The sequence below is a fragment of the Variovorax sp. J31P179 genome (genome assembly GCF_030316985.1).
Taxonomy (GTDB): Bacteria; Pseudomonadota; Gammaproteobacteria; order Burkholderiales; family Burkholderiaceae_C; genus Variovorax; species Variovorax ginsengisoli_B.
The window spans coordinates 120,957-142,577 of the sequence record NZ_JASZYL010000001.1 but is presented as its reverse complement, the minus strand read 5'-3'; the positions used below and the strand labels follow the sequence as shown (position 1 = coordinate 142,577).

The following is a 21,621-nucleotide window of genomic DNA, read 5'->3' as shown; positions in this document are numbered from 1 at the left end:
AGCCGGCGAGCCGGCGGGCAAGGGGTGATCAGGCGACCGTCTTGAGGTCGAAGGAGGGGTCGGCGAGCTGGTCGGCACCGAGGCGGGCACGGGCGCCGATCAGCTTGCGGCTTTGCATGTGCTCGGCCGGCTTGTTCACCGAGTGGGCGGCCACGAGTGTGCCTTGCCGCAGGTAGAACACGCTGAAGCGGTCGCTGGCCATGTCGCCGCGCAGCACGACTTCGTCGCCGGGCGCGGCCAGGCCGGTCATCTGCAGCTTGAGGTCGAACTGGTCGCTCCAGAACCAGGGCACCGCGGTGCAGGGCGCCTCGCGGCCGACCACCAGGGAGGCCAGCGCGCGGGCGCCGTCGTTGGCCGACTGGATCGACTCGAGCCGCATGCGCGCCGGCACGCCGGGTGCGGGCGGCAGCGCCATGCTGGCGACGTCGCCCGCGGCCAGCACCCGCGGCGCCGACGTGCGGCCCAGCATGTCGACGACGATGCCGTTGTCGACCGCGATGCCGGCCTGCTGCGCCAGCTCGGCGTTGGGCAGCACGCCGATGCCGAGGACGACCAGGTCGCAATCGATGCGGGTGCCGTCGTCGAGCTCGACCGCGGCCACGCGGCCCTGTGCGCCGTGCAGCGCCCGCACGCCGCGGCCGGTCAGCAGCGCGACGCCGCGGCGGCGATGCGCGTTCTCGACATAGGACGACATCAGCGGCGGAAATGCGCGTGCCAGCAGGTGCGGCTGGGCCTCGACCACGGTGACCTCGGCGCCGCGCGCGCGCAGCGCCGACGCCACCTCCAGGCCGATGAAGCCGCCGCCGATCACGCAGGCGCGCTCGGTGCGCCCGGCGGCTTCGGCGATCCGCAGCGCATCGTCGAGCGTGCGCAGGTCGAGCACGCCTTCGAGCGTCGAGCCCGGGAGCGCGAAGGGCCGGCAGCGTGCACCGGTCGCCAGCGCGAGCCAGCCGTAGTCGAGCACGGCGCCATCGTCGAGCCGCACGCTGCGCGCCCCGGGGTCGAGCGCGATGGCGCGCCGGCCGAGCATCAGATCGATGGCGTTCTGGGCGAAGAAATCGGGGCCGCGCAATGCCAGGTTGTCGACGCTGGTCTTGCCGGTCAGCAGGCCCTTGGACAGGGGCGGGCGCTGGTAGGGCGCGTGGACCTCGTCGCCGACGATGACGATGCGCTCCTCGAAGCCGAGCTCGCGCGCGCTGGCGGCCAGCTGGACGCCGGCATAGGACGCGCCGACGATCACCAGGGGGTGGGCGGCGGCCATCAGCTCTGGGTCTCGGGGATGCGCACGGTCAGACCTTCCAGCTCGGCGGTCACCGTGAGCTGGCAGCTCAGGCGGCTGCCCGGGCGGCGCTCGGAGGCGACGCCGTCGAGCAGCTCGCTTTCCATCTCGTCGGCCGGCGGCAGGCGGTCGGTGAAGGCCTCGTCGACATAGACGTGGCAGGTGGCACAGGAGCAGGAGCCGCCGCATTCGGCGTCGATGCCGCGCACGTTGCCGCGGATGGCGTTCTCCATCACGCTGGAGCCGGGCTTGGCGTCGACGCTGCGGCTGCTGCCGTCTTTCAGGATGTAGTGGATCGTGGGCATGGCGGGCAGCGTCAGAACATGTCGAAGTACTCGCGGTGTTCCCACTCGCTGACTTCGAGGTTGAAGCGGGCGATCTCCGCTTCCTTGATGTGGCACAGGTAGTCGACGAAGGCCTTGCCCATCTGGGCGTTGAGCATCTCGTCGCCGCGCAGGCAGGCCAGCGCATCGCCGAGCGAGCGCGGCAGCTGCTCGGCCGGCGTTTCATAGGGCGCGTCGGCCGACGGGCCGGGGTCGGTCTTGTTGCGCATGCCATCCAGGCCCGAGAACAGCTGCGACGCGAGGTAGAGGTAGGGGTTGGCCGTCGGCTCGCCGACCCGGTTCTCGATCCGGGTCGCGTTCTGCCCGGCGCCGCCCAGCACGCGCAGCATCGCACCGCGGTTGTCGCGGGCCCAGATGGCACGGTCCGGCGCCAGCGAGAAGGGCCGAAAGCGGCGGTAGCCGTTGATGGTCGGGCTGGCCAGGGCCGCCGCGCCGCAGGCATGCTGCTTCAGGCCGCCGAGGTAGTGCAAGCCGATCTCGCTCAGGTCCTGTCCCGGTTCGGCCGGCATGAAGGCGTTGACCCCGTCGCTCTTGCGGCGCAGCGACTGGTGCAGGTGCCAGCCGCTGGACATCACGTTCGGAATCTTCGGCCGGCACATGAAGGTCGCGTGGTAGCCGGCGCGCTGGCAGATCTGCTTGATGGCGCTGCGCAGCAGCACCATGGTGTCGGCCGGCAGCACGCCGGCGGTCGGGCCGAAGGTCAGCTCGAACTGGCTCGGGCCGAACTCGATCTCGAGCGAGCGCAGCGGCAGGCCGAGCGCGACCAGCTGCGAGCGCAGCAGCTCCATCACGGCGTCGACCCGGTCGTAGCGCAGCTCGGTCAGGTACTGGTGGCCGTGCGACAGCAGCGACACCCGCGGCGGCTCGCCGGGCTGGCCCGAATCGGCCAGGCCCATGCGCGCGTCTTCGAGCTTGAAGACATGGAACTCGACCTCGAGGCCGGCGATGAAGTCCATGCCGAGTGCGTCGAGCTGCTTCACCGCGCGCTGCAGGATCTGTCGCGTGGCATAGGGGCAGGGCTTGCCGTCGCCCATGTAGGCATCGCACAGGACCCAGCCCGAGCGCGGCGCCCAGGGCAGCACCTTGAAGGTGGCGGGGTCGGCCACGACCGTGAAGTCGGCGCCGCCCTGGAAGCCTTCGATGGCGAAGCCGCCCCCGGCCGCGAACACCGGGAACACGGTCTTGTGCGAGGTGTCCTTGGCGAGCAGGGTGGAGGTGAGGTTGACGCCGTCCCACAGCGCGGCGCGGGCTTCGCTGGCGACCAGGGTCTTGCCGCGCAGCAAGCCGTGCTGGTCGGGCCAGGCGAAGCGCACGACGTCGACTTCGCCGGCGTCGATGCGGCGCACCAGTTCCTGGGCCTGCTTCTGCTGGTCGTCGGACCAGAGGCCGTGGCGGTCTACAAAGGAGCTCATGGCGTGCGCGTGCTCAGGCTGCGGCCAGGCGGGCCGAGGCCCAGTCCGACTTGAGGCGGCGTTCGCGGTCGGCGCTCTGCCAGTAACCGTCGGTGTTGCCGGCTTCGCCGATGCCGTCGATCGACGGGGGTCCGCTGAGCGCGCTGGCCTGCGCGGCGTCGATCAGCATCGGCGCGGTTTCGCCGGCCTGCGTGCTCTCGATGGCCCGCACCAGCATCCGGCGGTAGGTGATGATGCCCTTGTCGGTGCTGCCCAGGTGCTCGCGCGTGCGGTCCTGGATCGGGCCCTGCGACTCGACCGCCCACTGGTCGTGAACGTTGATGTCGTCGCCCATGCCGGTGTAGGTCTGGCTCAGCTGCTCGTCGATGCTGTAGCCGTAGTTGTTGCGCTTGTTCTTGCGCGAGGTGTAGTCGGGCAGCTCGTAGAGCTTCAGGCGCTGGTCGCGCATCTGCTGCTTGTCGACCGGGCCGGTGAAGCTGGTGAAAATCGCATACCAGTAGCAGTGCGTGTCGTCGACCGGCACGTGCCACTGCGAGATCGTCATCTCGGCGCTCATCGGGATCACGAAGGCCTGCGGGAACACCACGTTGGTCACCCGCACGTGGGTCTGGGTTTCGGACAGCTGGCGCAGTGCGGTCAGCCGCATGCCGTAGTCGGTCGGCTCGACGCTGATGTCGGGGCGGTCGTACTCGCGCAGCACCTGGGTGATCGGCATGTCGGAGTCGGCCGAGGCGCCGCGGAACTGCTTGCCATAGCTCTCCGAGGTGTCGGCATCCTCGAAGAAGCGGTGCAGGTACGAGGCATGCGCCGGGTCGATGCCGACCTCGAGCGCCTGCAGCCAGTTGCATTCGAACAGGCCCTTGAAGGCGAAGGTGTGCGAGTCGGGCGCGACGAAGCAGTCGAAATCGGGGAACGCGGGCGGCTCGCCTTCGCCGATGTAGGCGAACACGGTGCCGGCGCGCTCGACCACCGGATAGGCGGCCTGCTTGATGCGGGTGCAGAGCTTGCTGCCCACGGGCTCGGCGGGGGTTTCGAGGCAGTTGCCCTTGGCGTCGAACAGCCAGCCATGGAAGGGGCAGCGCAGGCCGCCGTGCTCGAGGCGGCCGAAAGCCAGGTCGGCGCCGCGGTGCGGACAGTCGCGGTCGAGCATGCCCAGCTGGCCCTGCTCGTCGCGGAACAGGACGAAGTGCTGGCCCATCAGCTGCACCGCCTTGACCGGGCGCGGACCGGCGAGTTCGTCGGCCAGCGCCACCGGCTGCCAGTAGCGGCGCAACAGCGTGCCGGCGGGGGTGCCCCGGCCGACCCGGGTGATGAAATCATTCTGTTCTGCACTGATCATGGGGGTGCTCCATCGTGGGGGTGACTGTCTGAAACATGCGCTGCATGCAATTGCATACATTGTCTGGGCGATTTCTGATCCAGGTCAATCCATTTAGATTCCTGCGGGGGCATTCAGGCGCTAAAACAAGGGTTATTACTTAGAAGTCGACGCATCTTCGAGGTGCATTTTCTCTTTCTGAATGCACTGCTTGCGACATGTATGCAACAACCGGACCAAGTTGGCCTGACTGTGTGCAGCCACGGCTGATCTCCTTAGAATCGAGGCATTCTTCGTTCCGCTGCTCCAGATGGACTCCCAACAAAACCGTGTGCTGGTTCAACTTCGCGACCTGATCCTCAAGGGCGAATTCGTGCCCGGCGAGCGGCTGGCCGAGATCCCGCTGGCGGAGAAGCTCGGCGCCTCGCGCACGCCCGTGCGGCTGGCGCTCACCAGCCTGGAGCACGAGGGCCTGATCGAGCAGTCGCCGAGCGGCGGCTACCAGATGCGCCGCTTCACGTCTCAGGAGATCGCCGACGCGATCCGCGTGCGCGGCGTGATCGAAGGCTTCGCGGCCCGTCTGCTGGCCGAGGACGGTGCCTCGCGCCAGCTGCTGCGCGACCTTCACGACTGCCTCGACGAGGGCGACAAGGCGGTCAACAAGCCCGAAATGGGCCTGGACGACTACGCGGCCTACGTCCAGATGAACGACCGCTTCCACCAGCTGATCATGCAGGGCTGCGGCAATGTCGCGCTCCAGCGCGTGATGGACATGCTGGACGGCCAGCCCTTCGCGTCGCCGAGCGCCATGCTGCCGATGCAGTCGTCGATGGAGGAGGGGCACCAGTGGATGAAGCAGGCCCACCGCACGCACCACGCGATGGTGCAGGCGATCGAGCGCGGGCAAGGCTCGCGCGCGCAGGCGCTGGGCGAGGAGCACGTCGAGATCGCACGCATGAACCTCGACTACGCGCTCGAACGGCCGGAGCTCGCGGCCGAACTGATGCCGGGGATGCGGCTGGTGGCTGGGAAGACGCGGCCCTGACAGGGGCGCTGTGCCCGCCATGACAGCCTGGACCATCGTCGAAGCGACGCAAGAGGAGGTGCGGTCGGGCGAGCTCGGTCGACGGCTGCGCCACTTCAACTACGAATTCGTGGGCGAGTATCCCGAATCTCAACCGGTATGGCTGAGCGCAAGGGATGAGCAAGGTCGAATGGTCGGAGGGCTTCGCGGCTACGTCTTCCTTTACTGGCTCCACATCGACGTGCTTTGGGTCGACGAGGCGGCCAGGACAGCCGGGCTTGGCAGCGAGCTGCTTGGGCAGGCCGAGACGCAGGCGAAGCGCCTGGGCGCGCATAGCGCCAAGCTCGATACCTTCGAATGGCAGGCCCGCGACTTCTATGCGAAGCGCGGCTACCAGGAGTTCGGGCGCATCGACAACCACACCGATGGGTTCTACCTGGCGTTCATGATGAAGAAGCTCTGAGGTGCAAGGGGCAGGATGCGGCGTCACTGGTCATCTATCATTGCTCCGCCTGCGCAACTGGCGATAAGGTGAGTTCCACCGTGGAGCGCAGGCGAATCATTGCCGCTCGCCTGGGCACCCGACTGTTTTCCTGCAAGGAAACTGATATGAACGGTGGCACCAGGTCTGAATGTGTCGTTCTCGACGGCAAAGCGCTCGCAGTGCGTTGCGAAGCCAAACTCACGGAGTCGATTCGCGGCTTTGCGCTACGACACCAGGGCCGCGTGCCCACTCTCGCCACCATCCTGGTCGGCGACGACCCTTCTTCGGCGGTCTACGTCCGAATGAAGGCCAACGCATGCCGGCGCGTCGGAATGCACTCGAAGGCGCTGGTGTTGCCTGCGTCAGCCAGCACAAGAGAGGTGTGTGACGTCATCGATGCGCTCAACAAGGACCCTGACGTCCATGGCATTCTGTTGCAGCACCCGGTACCGTTGCACATAGACGAACGCGCTTGCTTCGATTGCATTCGAATCGACAAGGATGTCGATGGCGTCACCTCTCATGGATTCGGGCGCATGGCATTGGGACAAGAAGCGTTTGGTTCGGCTACCCCCTCTGGAATCATGAGGCTGCTGACTGACTACGGCATTGAGATTGCCGGCCAGCGAGCAGGCGTGGTCGGCCGGAGCGCCATCCTTGGAAAGCCGATGGCGTTGATGCTTTCCAATGCTGGAGCCACCGTCACTCTCTGTCATTCCCGCACGCGAAATCTGGAGCGAGAAGTGCGGCGCGCGCAGATTGTTGTCGGTGCATTGGGCAAACCGCACTTTATCGCTGCCGATTGGATTGCCGATGATTCGGTCGTTGTCGATGCGGGCTACCACGCTGGCGGCATCGGTGATATCGAGCCTCGCAATCTAATGAGCCGGTGTTCAGCCGTCACACCTGTGCCCGGCGGCGTCGGGCCGATGACAATATCGGTTCTGCTTGAGCAAACGCTACAAGCGGCCGAGTCACAGTCGAAAGAAACGCCTCGGTGAGGTGGGCTTGACTGCAGAATCCGCAGTCAGTCAGCGATTTCGCGCTTGCCTGCGTTGAGCATCGATGGTGAACACGCCGCCCGTAGCGGCTAGACGGAATCAGCCAGCAATCGGACCTTCAACCGAGCGGCAACGACTGGTCGCCGCACGGCAGCGCGTCTCGCGCCAGGGTGGCGCCCTCATTTCTTGGGCGCTTCGGTCGCAGGCACCTGCATGGTGTTGGTGCGAATCTTCCCGCCCCCTTCGACACTACCCCGTGTCGTGGTGTCGCCGGCGTCAGTCACGCGCTTGACACAAGCGTCTCGCGCAGTCCCCTCCGGCTGGCGTTCGCAGCGCTTGAGCGCGTTCTGAAGATACTGTTCATCGCCCTTGGTCGGCAGCTTGCCTTGGCGCTTTGCCTGGGCGGCGGCCGCAGCCTCACGCTCTGACGGCGACGTCTGGGCAAACGAATAGCTGGCACCGAGCGCGACACAACCCGAGAGCAAGACTCCCGATGCGATTCGAGAAAAAGCCATCACGGTATCTCCTTTGAGGTCCAGAGAGGGCGGAAAGTAGTCCTGAGCGATGGCCGAGTCAAGTATCGATTTGGCCGCCGAGATTCGGGTGGCATGGCTGCTTGGGTGGTGCCGGTTGCCGAGGCTTCAAACCAAGCCAGCTAGTTCGCTCTGGGGCGAGGAGGGGGGTGACTCGTCCAGCCATCGTGTCGACGCGCTGGTAGTCACGAACTTGGGCGCTGTACCGGAGACAAGAGGTTTGCATCACGCGCCAACAGCCATTTGCCGTCAACGTGCCGAAAGACCGTGAGCGTGTACCCTGCACGCTCCATCGGCAGGCCCGCACCGGGCGGAGTGACCGAGACCTGGAGTGCGCTCCACATGTAGGCCATGTCGCCTGAGACTTGGATCTCCTGAATCTCGGACTTGCCGTCGACAATTGGAGGTGGACGGCCAGCTGGCACGTGAGATTGCGCCGCAAACTCCGCCTTGCGCATGGGCGGGCGCCCATACACCAGAAAAACGACGTCGTCGGTCATCAGACTGAGCACGGTATCGACATCGCCGGCCTTGGTTGCAGCCTGCCAGGTCTCGACAAGCGCACGGATTTGCTCTTCGTTGCTCAACATGCAAACTCCTCGAGGTGAAGCCCGACTCCAAGTCAGGCGTCGCTCCTTCGGCGGCGACCGAACAGCATAGCCGCGAGCGGGATGGTGGTCAGCACGCCAACGGCCACCAGCGTCCAACCGATGTTCTTGCGTTGCTCTTCACTGAGCTTGTCGGAAAGCAACAGGCCGACTCCCGCCCCCAAGGCCCCGCGGGTGCCAGCCAACAAGGCGAGTTCGGGCAATCGAATTTCAGTTGTGAACACGACAGAACTCCTTTCAAGCTCATTGCTCTTCACGCATTTTCGTCGCAACGCCTTTTCGTGACCACGGTTAAGCTGCGGACGCTCAGAGGAGCCCCTCCAACCCTCGGCCAGACCCCCATGGACAGCTTGCAGACACTGGAGTCGCTCGGGATTGCGCTCCCGACGCCGGCCTACATCATCGGTGCCGTTCTGTTCGGCCTCATTGGCATCGCGGTCTATCGCTACGGAAAGCGCGCCGGTCGTCCGCGAAGCAAATGGCTCGGCGTCGCCTTGATGCTGTATCCCTACGCGATTCCGCAGACCTGGTTGCTGTACGTCGTGGGCGCCGCACTCTGCGTCGCAGTCTTCATCGACCGCGACTGAGTTGTCGGCTCCGGCCACGGACAGTCAGGCCTTGTCGGCCTTGCCCGCCGCATTGGCGAACTTGCTCAGCATGGTGTCGACGAACCAGGGTCGGCGATTCTCGTCTTCCGCGCGTTCCTTGCGGCGGATCGCGTTGCGAACCACGATCGATCCGGCATATCGCACCGGCTCCGGCGGAAAGCGCCCCAACGGGCCCTGTGTGAGAGGGCTGCGCGTCCACGCATTGTCGAGATCCAGCAGCATCGACGACAGGATCTGGCCGCCCATGTAGCTCGGTCCTACGCCATTGCCCGAGTAGCCGAAGCCATAGCTGATGTGTGGCGCACCATCGAGCCGGCCGAAGAAGGGAAAGCCGGTCACCGATCGGTCGGAGGGGCCATTCCAGCTTGCCGTGATCGGCGTGTCGCGCAGCGCCGGGAAGAACGAATGCAGCGCTTGCGTGAGTTGCGCCTCGTAGGGAGAGCGCTGGTCGAAGACCGGCGCGATGCGCCCGCCTCGCGCGAACGTGTTGCCGCCCTTGCCCAGCATGATTCGACCGTCCACGGTGCTCCGGTAGTAATAGACGAAGGTGCGCGAATCCAGTACGGACACGCCGTCGATCAAGCCGATCTCGCGCAGCAATTCAGGGCACTTTTCGGTGATGACCATGTCACTCGACACGATCGCGATGGTTCGCTCGAACTGCGCGAAGGTACTGGCCATCCAGGCATTGATGGCCAACACGACTTTTCTTGCCTCGACGGTCCCGCAAGGCGTGCGGACGACCGCCGGATTGCCTGTGCTGAACTCGCGCATCGGGCTGCGCTCGTGGATGCGCACGCCCATTGCGAGCGCCACGCGACGAAGCCCACGCACCAGCTTGCCGGGATGCACCGTGGCGGCCATGGGCGAATAGACGCCCGCCAGGTTGCGAGCCGAGCCGGAGCGTCGCGCCACCTCGTCGGGCGGCAACGGAAAATAGCTGCGGATGCCGCAGTCTTCGAGTGCTCGCATGACCGGGTCCAGGACGCCGATCTGGGCCTGCGACGTGGCGGTGTAGAGCGTGCCGTCCATGCGCAATTCGGCATCGATGTCGTGTTCACGGCAGAACTCCGCGATATGCGATACGGCCGCTTCGGATGCCTTGACCAGCCTGATGGCCTCGGCCTCGCCGAAGAGCCGTCGCAGCGTGAAGAACTTTGCCGACCAGGTGAGCAGGCATCCGCCGTTGCGCCCGCTCGCGCCGGCCCCGCAGAGATCGCTTTCAAGAATGACAATGTCCAACGACGGATCTTGCAGCTTGGCCTGGATCGCCGTCCACAGGCCGGTGAAGCCACCGCCGACGATGCAGACGTCGGCTCGCTGGCTGCCCTGCAGAGCGGGCGACAGCTCGCCGTCGTTGAACAACGCTTGCTCGATCCAGAAGGGTCGCATGTCTTCTCCTATGCCGTCTGCGCGGTGCGACGATCTGCGACGCAGATCTGCATGTGGCGCACGAAATGCGAGAGCGACGGCACGACGGCCTCCGCGGACTTGGCGGCATCGTCCCAGCGCCGCACGCGCACGGCATCTTCGGAAAACGGCAGGACGGCGAACCCCTGCGCCTGCACCTCGTCGAAGACGCCGCCCTGCAGCACGAGGCTGCGCCGCGAGTCGGCCGACAAGGTCTCGAGATAGCCAGGCTCGCGCGCGCAGAGAAAGCGCTTGGCATCGACGTGCAGGCGTATGGGTTCCAGGGTCTCCGGCCCGAAGAGCGCACGCAGGAACGGCAGGCATCGATACTGGTGCAGGTCATCGAGACCCTGCTGCGTCGGTGTCTTGCCGAAGTCGTGCAGCAGATGTCCAAGGTCATGCAGCAATGCGGCCGTGATGAGCGCGCTTCCAGCGCCATCCTGTTCGGCCAGGTGCGCGGATTGCAGCGCATGGCCAAGCTGGGTCACCGGTTCGCCGTCGTACTGCTCATGGCCCTTGGCCTCGAACACGCGGACGATGTCTTCGATCGTGAGGCTCATGGCTACCAGGGCAACGAGTAGGTCTTGCTGTTGGTGAAGCTCTTCATCGCCTCCAGCACGCCTTCCTTGTAGCCGAGCCCCGAGTCCTTGATCCCGCCGAATGGCGTGAGCTCCAGACGGTAGCCAGGCACTTCGCGCACGTTCACGCTGCCGACATTGAGCTCGCGGATGAACCGCGTGATGTAGTCGAGGCGGTTGGTGCACACCGCCGAGGACAACCCGTAGGCCGTGCCGTTGGAGATGCGGATGGCTTCCTCGATGTCCTTGAAGCGAATGACGGGCGACACCGGTCCGAAGGTCTCGTGCCTGGCGACCGTCATTCCGGGATCGACCCGGTCCAGCACGGTCGGCGAGTACAGCGCGCCACGGCGGACATTGCCGCACTTCAGTTCCGCGCCGGCCGCGATGGCTTCGTTGACGACCTTCTCGAAATGGATCGCTGCAGCTTCGTCGATCACCGTGCCCATGTCGACGCTCTTGTCCATCGGGTCGCCATACTTCAGTGCGCGCGTCTTCTGCACCAGCAATTCGACGAACTGGTCCGCCACGGCTTCATGCACCAGCATCCGCTTGATGGCGGTGCAACGCTGGCCGGAGTTCTTGTAGGAGCCGCTGGCCGCCAGCGTTGCCGCTTCCTCGACGTCGGCGTCTTCCATCACGATGATGGGGTCGTTGCCTCCGAGTTCCAGTATCTGACGCTTGTAGGTGGCCTTGCCGGCGATGTACTTGCCGATCGCCACGCCGCCCGTGAAGGTGACGAGGTCCACGTCGGGATGCGTGAGCATCTCGTCGGCGATCTCGCGCGGGTCGCCGGTGATCACGGACAGCATTTGCGGCGGAAGCCCCGCCTCGTACAGGATGTCCGCAAGGATGAATGCGGTCAACGGCGTCTTCTCGCTGGGCTTGAGCACCATCCGGTTGTTGGTTGCGATCGAAGGCGCCACCTTGTGGATCACCTGGTTCAGCGGATGGTTGAACGGCGTGATGGCGGTGATGACGCCCAGCAAGGGCTCGCGCATCGTGTAGACCTTGCGGCTCTTGCCGTGATGCGTCAAGTCGCAGGAGAACACCTGGCCGTCGTCCACCAGCGCCTGGTTGGCGGCGAACAGAAGCACGTCGGAAGCGCGCCCCACTTCGTACAGGGAGTCCTTGCGGCACAGTCCCGACTCCAGCGTGATCGTGCGGGAGATCTCGTCCAGCCTGGAGTTGATGATCTCGCCGGCGCGCATCAGGATCTTGTATCGCTCGTAGCGCGTGAGCGTCGGCTTGTAGTCGCGGGCGAGCCGGTAGGCGCGGCGCACGTCTTCGAGCGTGGCCTTCGGCACGGTGGCGATCACCTCGCCGGTGTAGGGGTAGGTGACCTCGATCACGTCGTCGCGATAGACGCGCTCGCCCGCAATGCGCAGTGCTTCGCAGTGGATCTCGGCTGGCTTGGGCATGGGCTGGCTCATTTTGGGTTGTCCTCTTCCCGGTGCTGAATGGGTGCTATTGGGCGTGATTGAGGGCGATGTCGAGCGCGTCGAAGTTGCGCAACCGGCGGCTGCTTTCCACACCATCGAGAGGGCGGTTGCAGATCAATGGCACACGCTGCTCCGACACCCCGCCATGCGAGCGCAGCGGCACTTCGAGTGCAGAGAGATCGTGGCGGCTGGCCGATGTGCCGATCACCGTGTTGCGCTCGCTGACGACGACGATGTCACCGATACGGTCGGGCGGCAACTCGAAGCGCCTTGCGGCCTCGGAGCGCGTCAGCACCGATTCCATTCCGGGCAGTTCCTTGATGCGTTCGATCCACTGCGCGGCGATTTCCTCGTCCGGTGCGTAGACGGTGGCGAACGAGCCCAGGGCACCATGGTGCACGACGTAGGGGTCGGTGATCGGAAGAATGACGCGCGCGGCCTCGGCACCGTACCAGCCGTCCAGCACATCCTGCAGGTAGATGACGTTGGGCTTGCCATCGGTATCGTGCTTGTCGTTCATGCCATGGTCGGCGGTCAGAACGATGGTGGCGCCGAGCGCGTCGAGTTCGGCCAGGTAGCGATCCATCATCGCGTAGAACGCATTCGCGGCCGGACTGCCTGGCGCCGCCTTGTGCTGCACGTAGTCCGTCGTCGAGAGATACATCAGGTCGGGGCGGCGCGTCTCCATCAGCTTGACGCCGGAAGCGAACACGAACTCGGAGAGTTCCGCGCTGTAGACCGAGGGCACGGGCAGGCGCACCAGGTCCAGCACGTTGTCGATGCCGTTCTCTTCCTGCGTGGCCTCGTCGGCTTTCTCGGAAGAGAAGCAGATGCCCTTCATGTGGTTGCCCAGCAGCTTGCGCAGCTTGTCCTTGGCCGTGACCACGGCCACCTTGGCACCTCCGTCCGCGAAGGCCGCCAGCACGGTGCCCGCGCGCAGGTACTTGGGGTCGTTCATCATCACTTCCTTGCCGAGTTCACGGTCGAAGAAGTAGTTGCCGCAGATGCCGTGGACAGCTGGCGGCGCCCCGGTGACGATCGACAGGTTGTTGGGATTGGTGAAGGACGGAACCACGCAGTCGGCCAGCAGGTTGGCGCCGGTGCGCATCATCTTCTCGAGGTAGGGAGCAACGCCCGCTTCCACCGCGGCATCGAGGTAGGCCGGCTCGCAACCGTCCACGCAGACCACGACCACCGGCCGCTTCATCCAACGGTAGCTTCTGGCGTTGACTTCGATTGACTGGGGATTCATTTCATGCTCCTTGTTGATTGGAAGAGTTGGACTTCGGCGAGTCGGCGTCAGGCCGGCCCATGGCCGCGTGCATTCGGTTGCGGCTGTCGGCAACATGTTGCCGCATGACGCGGCCTGCGCGCTCGGCGTCGCCGGAGGCAATGGCGTCGACGATCTCGCGATGCTCGTCGACGGACACGCGCAGGCCGCCGCCGTTGTCGAGCGCGCGCATGCGGAACAGAAGCAGTTCCTTGATCAGGCGCCGGTAGGTTTCGATCAGCTTCTGGCTGCCAGCCGTTTCCAGCAGCACCTCGTGGAACTGCAGATTCAATTGCGCGTATTGCTCGACGTCCTTGGCCTTTGCCGCGGACCCCATGGCCTTGAGCATGCCCTTGAGGCGCTCGATGCCGTCGGGCGCAATGGCACGCGTCACACGGCGTCCGATGATTTCCTCGAGCGCTTCGCGCAACTCGTAGATCTCGTCGGCTTCCTCGAAGGAGATCTCCCGCACGAAGACGCCGCGATTCTTCTCGTTGCGCACCAGCCCGGCTTCCTCGAGCGCCCTCAGGGCCTCGCGGATGGGGCCGCGGCTGGTGTTGAAGCGCTGTGCGAGCTCGCTCTCGTTCACGCGGGTGCCCACGGCCAGCTCGCCGGTCATGATGAGCCGTTCGATTTCTTCCTGGACCAGCATCGGCAGCGAATTGGACTGGAAGAAGGCCAGGGCAGCGGCTGGTTTGCTTGAGTTCATGAAAACCGATTCTGCGGACCAAATCGCCAACTGTCAACAATTTAATATTGACAGTGGCCAGTTGACGTTTTACATTGAACGCACCGAAGCGGCCGTCAAGACGCGCTTGGGCACGAGTCAGCAATCCAATTCCTACCCACACAGGACGAACCGATGAACTCAAGCAAAGGCATCCGCCGACTCTCTACGGCACTGTGCGCGACGGCCCTGGCCTTCGCCCTCAGCGGCGCTTCCGCGCAACAGAAAACCACCTTGCTCGTGTACACCGCGCTCGAAACCGACGCGATGAAGCTCTACAAGGACGGCTTCGAAAAAGCGAACCCGGACATCGAGATCCGATGGGTGCGCGATTCGACCGGCATCGTCACGGCCAAGCTGCTGGCAGAGAAGGCAAACCCCCAGGCGGATGTGGTCGCTGGTCTTGCGGCCAGCAGCCTCGCGCTGCTCGACCAGGAAGGCATGCTCGCCGCCTATGAGCCCAAGGGCTTCAAGGAACTGACGCCCGCATACTCGGACAGTGCGCGGCCGCCAGCCTGGGTGGGTATGGACGTGTGGGCCGCGACGATCTGCTTCAACACCGTCGAAGCGCAAAAGCGCGGCCTGCCGAAGCCGGAGTCCTGGAAGGACCTCGCCAAGCCGGTCTACAAGGGCGCGATCGTGATGCCGCATCCCGCATCCAGCGGCACCGGCTACCTCGACGTGGCCGCATGGCTCCAGATGTGGGGCGAGAACGACGGCTGGAAGTACATGGACGCGCTGCACGAAAACATCGCGCAGTACGTGCACTCCGGCTCCAAGCCCTGCAAGCAGGCAGGCGCCGGCGAGTTCCCGATCGGCATCTCGTTCGAATTTCGCGCCCACCAGGTCAAGAAGTCCGGCGCTCCGGTCGAACTGGTCTTTCCCAAGGAGGGGCTGGGCTGGGACATCGAGGCCACGAGCATCATGAAGGGCACGAAGAAGATGGAGCAGGCCAAACGCCTGGCCGACTGGATGGCCAGCAAGGAAGCCAACCAGGTCACGTCCAACTGGTGGGCCGTGGTGGCCTATCCGGGCGTCGCGAAGAAGCTCGAAGGCATCCCCGAGAACTACGAGAAGCTGCTGTCGAAGAACGACCTGAACTGGTCGGCCAAGAACCGGGACCGCATCCTGAAGGAGTGGAGCAAGCGCTACGACGGCAAGTCGGAAGCCAAGTCCAACTGATCGCTGCCCGACCCGTTCTTCAACCCGCGACGAGAGCAAGAAGATGGACATGACTGACACCAGGTTTCTCGGCAGCGAGCCGACCACCGCGGGCGCACTCGAGGTCATCGGCATCCGCAAGGATTTCGAATCCTTCAGTGCCCTGCGCGACGTGCACCTGCGCGTCAATCCAGGGGAGATGCTCTGCTTCCTGGGTCCCTCGGGGTGCGGCAAGACCACGCTGCTGCGGATCATCGCGGGGCTCGAGACGCAAACCGCCGGTCAGATCCTGCAGAACGGCAAGGATGTGTCCTGGCTGCCCCCCGATCAGCGCGACTACGGCATCGTGTTCCAGTCGTACGCGCTCTTTCCGAACCTCACGATCGCCGACAACATCGCCTACGGCCTGGTCAATGGCAAGGTGAAGAAGGCGGAAGCCAAGGCACGGGTCGAGGAACTGCTGAAGCTGGTCGGCCTGCCGACCTCGGGAAGCAAGTACCCGAGCCAGCTGTCCGGCGGGCAACAGCAGCGGGTCGCGCTGGCGCGCGCGCTGGCCACCCGTCCCGGGCTCCTCCTGCTGGACGAACCGCTGTCGGCGCTCGATGCGCTGGAACGCATCCGTCTGCGCGGCGAGATCCGCCGCCTGCAGCGCCAGGTGGGCATCACGACCATCATGGTGACGCACGACCAGGAAGAGGCCCTGTCGATGGCCGATCGCATCGTCGTCATGAACCACGGCGTGATCGAGCAGGTGGGAACGCCGATGGACATCTACGAAAGGCCGGCGACTCCCTTCGTGGCCGATTTCGTGGGCAAGGTCAACGTCCTGCACGGCTACGCGCTCGGCGGAAACCTCTTTCGCGTCGGCGACATGGAACTGCAGTGCGATGCCTGCGACATCGGCTTCGAGCCGGGCGACGAGGTGAATCTCTACCTGCGGCCGGAAGACCGCCTGGTCGAGAACCTCGCCCCCGACACGCCCAACCGGATGAGCGCACTGGTGAGCAAGGTCGAGTTCCTCGGCGGGCTGTGCATTGCCGAAGTCACTGCCGATGCGCTGCATGGCCAGAGCCTGGGCCTGCACTTCTCGCTCAACCAGTTGCATGATCTCGATATTCGCGAGGGCAATCGCATCGAGATCGCGCTGCGCGCCAACCGGATCCGCGCCTTCTGCAGCAGGACTGCCAGGCCATGAACGCCCTGGCACGTCCCTACCCGTCCGCCCCGATGGCTGCCGCCCGCCCTGGAATGCGCTGGAGCCGCGACGACCTGATCGCGCGAGGGGTGCTGCTCGCCATCATGGCGATGCTGTTCACGTTCCTCATCGCGCCGCTCTTCACGATCCTCGTGAACGCGGTGCAGGACAGGGACGGCGCTTTCGTGGGATTGGCGCACTTCGTCACCTACTTCCAGACCCCCAGCCTGCTGCGTGCCGCATGGAATTCGATCTGGGTGGCCTCGGTCGTCGTGATGATCTCGGTGCCGACGGCCTTCGTCTGCGCGTATGCGCTGACGCGTACCAGCCTGCCGGCATGGTTCAAGGGCACGTTCAAGCTGGTCGCGCTGATCCCGCTGCTTGCGCCCTCGCTCCTGTCGGCCATTTCGTTCGTGCAGTGGTTCGGCAACCAGGGGGCGTTCAAGGCGCTCCTGATGGGCGCTTCGATCTACGGTGCGCCGGGCATCATCCTGGCCGAGGTCTACAACACCTTTCCACACGCGCTCATGATTCTGGTCACCGCGTTGTCGCTTGCCGATGGCCGCCTCTACGAAGCGGCCACTGCCTTGCGCACGCCCCCGTGGCGCCAGTTCACGACGATCACCTTGCCCTCCTGCAAGTACGGCCTGATCAGCGCCGTGACGGTCGTGTTCACCTACGTGGTCAGCGACTTCGGCGCGCCGAAGGTCATCGGCGGGAACTTCAACGTGTTGTCGGTGGACGTCTTCAAGCAGGTGGTGGGGCAGCACAACTTCTCGATGGGCGCGGTGGTCGGCATGCTGCTGCTGGTTCCGTCCATCCTGTCGTTCGTCATCGACTACACGGTGCGCCGCAAGCTGAAGGCGCAGCTGACCGCGCGCTCGGTTCCGCACATTCCGAAGCCGCGGCGCCTGGCCGATTCGCTCCTGGCTGCGACCTGCGTCCTCGTGGGCACGCTGCTGCTCGGCACCATCGGCATGGCCTTCTACACGTCGTTCATCACGCTCTGGCCGTATGACCTGTCGTTGACGCTCAAGCACTATCACTTCGCCCTGATCGAAAGCGACATGGCCGCGGCCTACGGCAACAGCCTGATCGTGGCGATCTCGACGGCCATCGGCGGATCGCTGATCGTGTTCGTCGGCGCCTACCTGATCGAGAAGTCGCGCGGCCTCGTCGCGATGAAACGCGCCATGCACCTCATGGCGGTGCTGTCGATGGCCGTGCCGGGCCTGGTGCTGGGCTTGGGGTACGTGATGTTCTTCAACCACCCGGCCAATCCGCTGAACGGGCTCTACCAGACGATGGCGATCCTGATCCTGTCGATGATCGTCCACTACTACACATCGAGCCACCTCACCGCCGTGACTGCGCTCAAGCAGATCGACAACGAGTTCGAAGCCGTCTCGGCCTCGCTGAAGGTGCCGTTCTACAAGACCTTCATGCGCGTCACGGTGCCGGTCTGCCTGCCGGCCATCCTGGACATCGGTCGCTACTTCTTCGTCGTCTCGATGGCCAGCCTCTCATGCGCGATCTTTCTGTATTCGCCCGAAACGATCCTGGCGTCGGTTGCGATCATGCATCTCGACGACGCCGGCGACATCGGTCCGGCGGCCGCACTCGCCAGCCTGATCGTCGTGACATCGATCGTCGTGTGCATCGCCTATTCGCTGCTGACGCGCGTGCTGCTCGTTCGAACGCAGGCCTGGCGCAACCTTCGCCGTGGCTGACCACTACTGCATTTCCTCACACCATCGCCCTTCCCACAGGAGACACCATGAGCCAAGTTCGTTCGCCGATCCTTCTCACTCCCGGTCCGCTGACCACATCGGACAAGACCCGCGCGGCCATGCTGCGCGACTGGGGCTCGTGGGATTCGGACTTCAACCAGATCACCGCGAGGATCCGCCAGCAGGTGCTGCGCATCGTGCATGGCGAGGCCTCGCACGAGTGCGTGCCGCTCCAGGGCAGCGGCACCTTCTCGGTGGAGGCCGCGATCGGGACGATCGTCCCGCGCGACGGCCACGTGCTGGTGCCCAACAACGGCGCCTATTGCCAGCGCATCGCCAAGATCTGCAAGGTGCTCGGCCGTCGCGTGACCACGATCGACTACCGGGAAGACCAGCAGGTCCTGGCCGCGGACGTCGACCGTGCCCTCGCAGCAGACCCTTCGATCACGCATGTGGCGCTGGTCCATTGCGAGACCGGAACCGGTGTGCTCAACCCACTCCACGACGTCGCGCTGGTCGTCGAAAAGCACGGCCGCGGTTTGATCGTCGATGCGATGAGTTCATTTGGCGCGATCGATATCGACGCCCGAATCACGCCCTTCGACGCGGTTGTCGCCGCCTCGGGCAAGTGCCTCGAAGGCGTGCCCGGCATGGGCTTCGTCATCGTCAGGCGCAGCACTCTGGAAAAGTGCGAGGGCAACAGCCACTCGCTCGCCATGGATCTCTACGACCAGTGGATCTACATGGGCAAGACGACGCAATGGCGGTTCACGCCCCCCACCCACGTGGTCGCCGCACTGGATGAAGCCATCACGCAATACGTCGAGGAAGGCGGACTCGACGCGCGCGGCGGGCGCTACGCGCGCAACTGCAAGGCCTTGATCGATGGCATGGCCGCGCTGGGATTCCGCAGCTATCTCGATCCCGCCATCCAGGCGCCGATCATCGTCACTTTTCATGCGCCCGACGATCCGAAATACAACTTCAAGACCTTCTACCAGGAAGTCAAGAAGCGCGGCTACATCCTCTACCCCGGCAAGCTCACGCAGGTCGAGACATTTCGGGTCGGCTGCATGGGCCACTTCGGTGAAGCAGGGATACCTGGAGCGGTCGCTGCGGTGGCAGACACACTCGAGGCCATGGGCATTCGGCAAGGGGTTGCCGCTGCCGCAGTCACCTGATGCGGCACAGGTGGGTGCGGCCCTCTGGCCGAACCGGCCAACGCCCGCCTCAGACCACCTTGTAGACCCGTATCACGACCGCCTCGCGCTGCGGGCGAAGGCTGTTCAGCGTGCCGACGTACACGAAGTCGTTGAGCCAGCCGTAGCGGCCGTCGGGCGCGACGATCTCCAGGGTCGAGAACACGTAGGGCGGCGCATCCTTCGGCCGCCGCGAGAGCACCCGGTTGCGCACCGAGATGACGACGCCGTCCTCGGTCTTCAGTTCATAGACCGCATCCAGGTTCTTGGCACCGTCGCGGCGCAGCAGCTGCCGGTCGGCGCCGCCGGCCATGACCGTTCCGCGCAGGCCCGGCCCTTCGAAGCTGCCGCCGACGATCGGCACCATGAAGCGCTCGCCGAAGGGCGAGGCGCCCAAGGTCAGCGCCGGCGAGAGATCGACGATCGCCTCGTAGACGAACTCGGTGCGCGGCAGCACCATGGGGATGGCCTGGGTGGTCGGCGTGGCAGGGGCATCGGCCGCGAGGGCAGGGCCCGCGGCGGTCGCGCAGGCCAGGCCGGCAAGCAGCATGCCGCGGCGGGAAGTCGAATTCATCGAGGTGTCCTTGGGCTTTGTCCTGGCATCATCATGGTTATATTAAATAACTAAACAAGGGGGCTATCCCTGCTGGTTTGGGTCTCGGGGCCCGGCCGCTCTGCACCGGCAATCCGTTGTTTGTCGCGCCTTCCGTGCAGTACTGCCGCTGGCCCTGCCGGCGCGACCCGGCGCGGCCGAGGGGTGGCGCCGGCTTGGGTGGACAATCGGCGGTCCCGACCCCGCCACCGTCCCCAGGAAGCCAGCAGCCATGTCCGCGTCTACCGACCTCGAGTCGATGTTCGATCTGTCGCCCGTCTCTCTCTGGCTCGAAGACTACAGCGGCCTCAAGGACCTGTTCGACCAATGGCGGCTGGCCGGCGTCACCGACCTGGCCGCGCACCTGGCGGCCGACCCCGCGCGCATCCGCGACTGCATGGCCTGCTACAAGGTCCTGCGGGTCAACCAGCACACGCTGACGCTGTTCGGTGCGCGCAGCCAGGACCACCTGCTGGCCGCCCTCGACCAGGTCTTCCGCGACGACATGGCGGACTGCGTGATGCACGAACTCGAACAGCTCTGGCAGGGCGCGCTGAGCGTGGAGAACCAGACGGTCAACTACACGCTCGACGGCCGCCGCCTGGACGTGCAGGTGCGCCTGCGCATCCTGCCGGGCCATGAAGACCGCTGGGACCGCGTGCTGGTGTCGCTCGACGACATCACGGCCCGCGTCGCGGCCTATCGAGAGCGCACCGAGGCCGAGCGCTATGCCCGCGGTCTCTTCAACCATTCGCCGGTCTCGCTCTGGGTCGAGGATTTCAGCGCCGTCAAGAAGCTGCTCGACGAGATCCGGCAGCGCGGCATCACCGACTTCACGACCTTCATCAAGGTGCACCCGGAATTCGTCACGCGCTGCATGCAGGAGATTCGCGTGATCGACGTCAATCGCGAGACGCTGCGGATGTTCGGCGCCGCCGACACCGCCGACCTGCTGCGCAACATCCCCAGGGTGTTTCGCGACGAGATGCAGGATTCGTTCGCCGACCAGCTGCAGGACCTGTGGAACAACAAGACCTCCCAGCAGCGCGAAGTCGTGAACTACTCGCTCGCGGGCGACCCGATCAACATCCACATGCAGTTCACCGTGCTGCAGCACCACCTCCAGACCTGGGACCTGGTGCTGGTGTCGCTGGTCGACATCACGGCGCGCAAGAAAGCCGAGGCCTACCTCGAATACCTCGGCCGCCACGACGTGCTGACGCAGCTGTGCAACCGCGCCTTCTACACCGAGGAGCTGCACCGGCTGGCGCGCAAGGGTCCTTGGCCGGTGTCCGTCGTCGCGATCGACCTCAACGGCCTCAAGCGCGTCAACGACGAGGACGGCCATGCCGCGGGCGACGCCCTGCTCAGGCGGGTCGGCGAGGTGCTGACCCAGGCGGTCGATGCGCCCGGCTGGCCGGCGCGCATCGGCGGCGACGAGTTCGCCGTGCTGCTGCCGGCCACCGACGAGCGCGGCGCTGCCGGCATGCGGGATCGCATCGTCTCGCTGCTCGACCTGAACAACCAGTTCCACGCCGGCCAGAGCGGCCACGTGGTGCACCTGGCGATCGGCGTGGCGACCTGCGGGTCCGGCGACCAGCTGGAAGCCGCCTTGCAGCGGGCCGACCGGGCCATGTACGAGGACAAGGCCCGGCACTACGCGAGCAGCGTCGCCTGAGCCGTCGTCGGCGGCCGCTGGACTTCGC

Annotated in this window: 22 protein-coding genes and 1 riboswitch; of the genes, 9 read left to right on the top strand and 13 right to left on the bottom strand. The window is 65.3% G+C overall.

The window, feature by feature from the left end:
- Positions 1–28 precede the first annotated feature (28 nt).
- Genes QTI17_RS00735 through QTI17_RS00720 form a run of 4 tightly spaced genes read right to left on the bottom strand, consistent with a single transcriptional unit; the run spans position 29 to position 4,374 of the window.
- Positions 29–1,261, bottom strand: a complete 1,233-nt coding sequence (locus tag QTI17_RS00735) for an NAD(P)/FAD-dependent oxidoreductase (protein ID WP_286530394.1) — start codon at positions 1,259–1,261, stop codon at positions 29–31.
- A complete protein-coding gene (locus tag QTI17_RS00730; protein WP_286530393.1) occupies positions 1,261–1,584 on the bottom strand; it encodes a 2Fe-2S iron-sulfur cluster-binding protein in 324 nt (107 codons plus the stop codon). Before QTI17_RS00730 ends, QTI17_RS00735 begins: the two co-directional genes overlap by 1 nt.
- A gap of 11 nt (positions 1,585–1,595) precedes the next feature.
- Positions 1,596–3,035: a glutamine synthetase family protein gene (locus QTI17_RS00725; RefSeq protein WP_286530391.1), complete on the bottom strand. Its 1,440-nt coding sequence runs from the start codon at positions 3,033–3,035 to the stop codon at positions 1,596–1,598.
- Positions 3,036–3,048: 13 nt separating this feature from the next.
- Positions 3,049–4,374 (bottom strand): aromatic ring-hydroxylating dioxygenase subunit alpha, encoded by a 1,326-nt coding sequence (locus QTI17_RS00720; protein WP_286530389.1) that lies wholly within the window; start codon positions 4,372–4,374, stop codon positions 3,049–3,051.
- 289 nt (positions 4,375–4,663) lie between these two features.
- Here QTI17_RS00720 and QTI17_RS00715 point away from each other — a divergent pair, with 289 nt between their 5' ends.
- The 3 genes from QTI17_RS00715 (at position 4,664) to QTI17_RS00705 (ending at position 6,862) form a co-directional block, all read left to right on the top strand.
- The gene (locus QTI17_RS00715) at positions 4,664–5,398 is read left to right on the top strand and encodes a GntR family transcriptional regulator (protein WP_286525953.1); all 735 of its coding nucleotides are present in this window, start codon (positions 4,664–4,666) and stop codon (positions 5,396–5,398) included.
- Positions 5,399–5,417: 19 nt separating this feature from the next.
- On the top strand, positions 5,418–5,840 hold the full coding sequence (locus tag QTI17_RS00710) for a GNAT family N-acetyltransferase (protein WP_286530387.1): 423 nt from the start codon (positions 5,418–5,420) through the stop codon (positions 5,838–5,840).
- Between the two features lie 43 nt (positions 5,841–5,883).
- Positions 5,884–5,963, top strand: a riboswitch (ZMP/ZTP riboswitch).
- Between the two features lie 23 nt (positions 5,964–5,986).
- On the top strand, positions 5,987–6,862 hold the full coding sequence (locus QTI17_RS00705) for a tetrahydrofolate dehydrogenase/cyclohydrolase catalytic domain-containing protein (RefSeq protein WP_286530385.1): 876 nt from the start codon (positions 5,987–5,989) through the stop codon (positions 6,860–6,862).
- A 179-nt stretch (positions 6,863–7,041) separates the two neighbouring features.
- Here QTI17_RS00705 and QTI17_RS00700 read toward each other — a convergent pair whose 3' ends face one another.
- The 3 genes from QTI17_RS00700 to QTI17_RS00690 all read right to left on the bottom strand — a co-directional run bounded on the left by QTI17_RS00700 (position 7,042) and on the right by QTI17_RS00690 (position 8,227).
- Positions 7,042–7,377 (bottom strand): hypothetical protein, encoded by a 336-nt coding sequence (locus tag QTI17_RS00700; protein ID WP_286530384.1) that lies wholly within the window; start codon positions 7,375–7,377, stop codon positions 7,042–7,044.
- A 203-nt stretch (positions 7,378–7,580) separates the two neighbouring features.
- Positions 7,581–7,985, bottom strand: a complete 405-nt coding sequence (locus tag QTI17_RS00695) for a YybH family protein (RefSeq protein ID WP_286530383.1) — start codon at positions 7,983–7,985, stop codon at positions 7,581–7,583.
- A 32-nt stretch (positions 7,986–8,017) separates the two neighbouring features.
- Positions 8,018–8,227, bottom strand: a complete 210-nt coding sequence (locus tag QTI17_RS00690; protein WP_286530381.1) for a hypothetical protein — start codon at positions 8,225–8,227, stop codon at positions 8,018–8,020.
- 117 nt (positions 8,228–8,344) lie between these two features.
- Here QTI17_RS00690 and QTI17_RS00685 point away from each other — a divergent pair, with 117 nt between their 5' ends.
- Positions 8,345–8,590: a hypothetical protein gene (locus QTI17_RS00685; RefSeq protein WP_286530379.1), complete on the top strand. Its 246-nt coding sequence runs from the start codon at positions 8,345–8,347 to the stop codon at positions 8,588–8,590.
- Between the two features lie 24 nt (positions 8,591–8,614).
- On the opposite strand, the gene QTI17_RS00680 is transcribed toward QTI17_RS00685, so the two are convergent.
- From QTI17_RS00680 to QTI17_RS00660, 5 genes are read right to left on the bottom strand one after another with little or no spacing between them, the layout of a single operon-like run.
- Entirely contained in the window at positions 8,615–10,003 is a 1,389-nt protein-coding gene (locus tag QTI17_RS00680) for an FAD-dependent oxidoreductase (RefSeq protein WP_286530377.1), read from the bottom strand.
- An 8-nt stretch (positions 10,004–10,011) separates the two neighbouring features.
- Positions 10,012–10,581, bottom strand: coding sequence for a phosphonate degradation HD-domain oxygenase (locus QTI17_RS00675; protein WP_286530375.1), 570 nt, complete (start codon positions 10,579–10,581; stop codon positions 10,012–10,014).
- A gap of 2 nt (positions 10,582–10,583) precedes the next feature.
- A complete protein-coding gene (gene phnY / locus QTI17_RS00670) occupies positions 10,584–12,020 on the bottom strand; it encodes a phosphonoacetaldehyde dehydrogenase (RefSeq protein WP_478139023.1) in 1,437 nt (478 codons plus the stop codon).
- A gap of 46 nt (positions 12,021–12,066) precedes the next feature.
- Positions 12,067–13,293: a phosphonoacetate hydrolase gene (gene phnA / locus QTI17_RS00665; protein WP_286530371.1), complete on the bottom strand. Its 1,227-nt coding sequence runs from the start codon at positions 13,291–13,293 to the stop codon at positions 12,067–12,069.
- Position 13,294: 1 nt separating this feature from the next.
- Positions 13,295–14,020 (bottom strand): phosphonate utilization associated transcriptional regulator, encoded by a 726-nt coding sequence (locus QTI17_RS00660; protein ID WP_286530369.1) that lies wholly within the window; start codon positions 14,018–14,020, stop codon positions 13,295–13,297.
- 153 nt (positions 14,021–14,173) lie between these two features.
- On the opposite strand from QTI17_RS00660, the gene QTI17_RS00655 reads away from it, so the two are divergent.
- From QTI17_RS00655 to QTI17_RS00640, 4 genes are read left to right on the top strand one after another with little or no spacing between them, the layout of a single operon-like run.
- Positions 14,174–15,220, top strand: coding sequence for a putative 2-aminoethylphosphonate ABC transporter substrate-binding protein (locus QTI17_RS00655; protein ID WP_286530367.1), 1,047 nt, complete (start codon positions 14,174–14,176; stop codon positions 15,218–15,220).
- Positions 15,221–15,263: 43 nt separating this feature from the next.
- Positions 15,264–16,394: a putative 2-aminoethylphosphonate ABC transporter ATP-binding protein gene (locus tag QTI17_RS00650; RefSeq protein WP_286530365.1), complete on the top strand. Its 1,131-nt coding sequence runs from the start codon at positions 15,264–15,266 to the stop codon at positions 16,392–16,394.
- Positions 16,391–18,124 carry a putative 2-aminoethylphosphonate ABC transporter permease subunit gene (locus QTI17_RS00645; RefSeq protein WP_286530364.1) on the top strand — a complete coding sequence of 578 codons (1,734 nt, stop codon included), beginning with the start codon at positions 16,391–16,393 and terminating at the stop codon, positions 18,122–18,124. Before QTI17_RS00650 ends, QTI17_RS00645 begins: the two co-directional genes overlap by 4 nt.
- A 47-nt stretch (positions 18,125–18,171) precedes the next feature.
- The gene (locus QTI17_RS00640) at positions 18,172–19,305 is read left to right on the top strand and encodes a 2-aminoethylphosphonate--pyruvate transaminase (RefSeq protein WP_286530362.1); all 1,134 of its coding nucleotides are present in this window, start codon (positions 18,172–18,174) and stop codon (positions 19,303–19,305) included.
- Positions 19,306–19,354: 49 nt separating this feature from the next.
- Here the strand turns inward: QTI17_RS00640 and QTI17_RS00635 are convergent, their stop codons facing one another.
- A complete protein-coding gene (locus QTI17_RS00635) occupies positions 19,355–19,897 on the bottom strand; it encodes a DUF3237 domain-containing protein (protein ID WP_286530360.1) in 543 nt (180 codons plus the stop codon).
- A 250-nt stretch (positions 19,898–20,147) separates the two neighbouring features.
- Here QTI17_RS00635 and QTI17_RS00630 point away from each other — a divergent pair, with 250 nt between their 5' ends.
- Complete coding sequence (locus QTI17_RS00630; RefSeq protein ID WP_286530358.1) at positions 20,148–21,593, top strand: sensor domain-containing diguanylate cyclase; 1,446 nt, start codon at positions 20,148–20,150, stop codon at positions 21,591–21,593.
- The last annotated feature ends 28 nt before the right edge of the window (positions 21,594–21,621 follow it).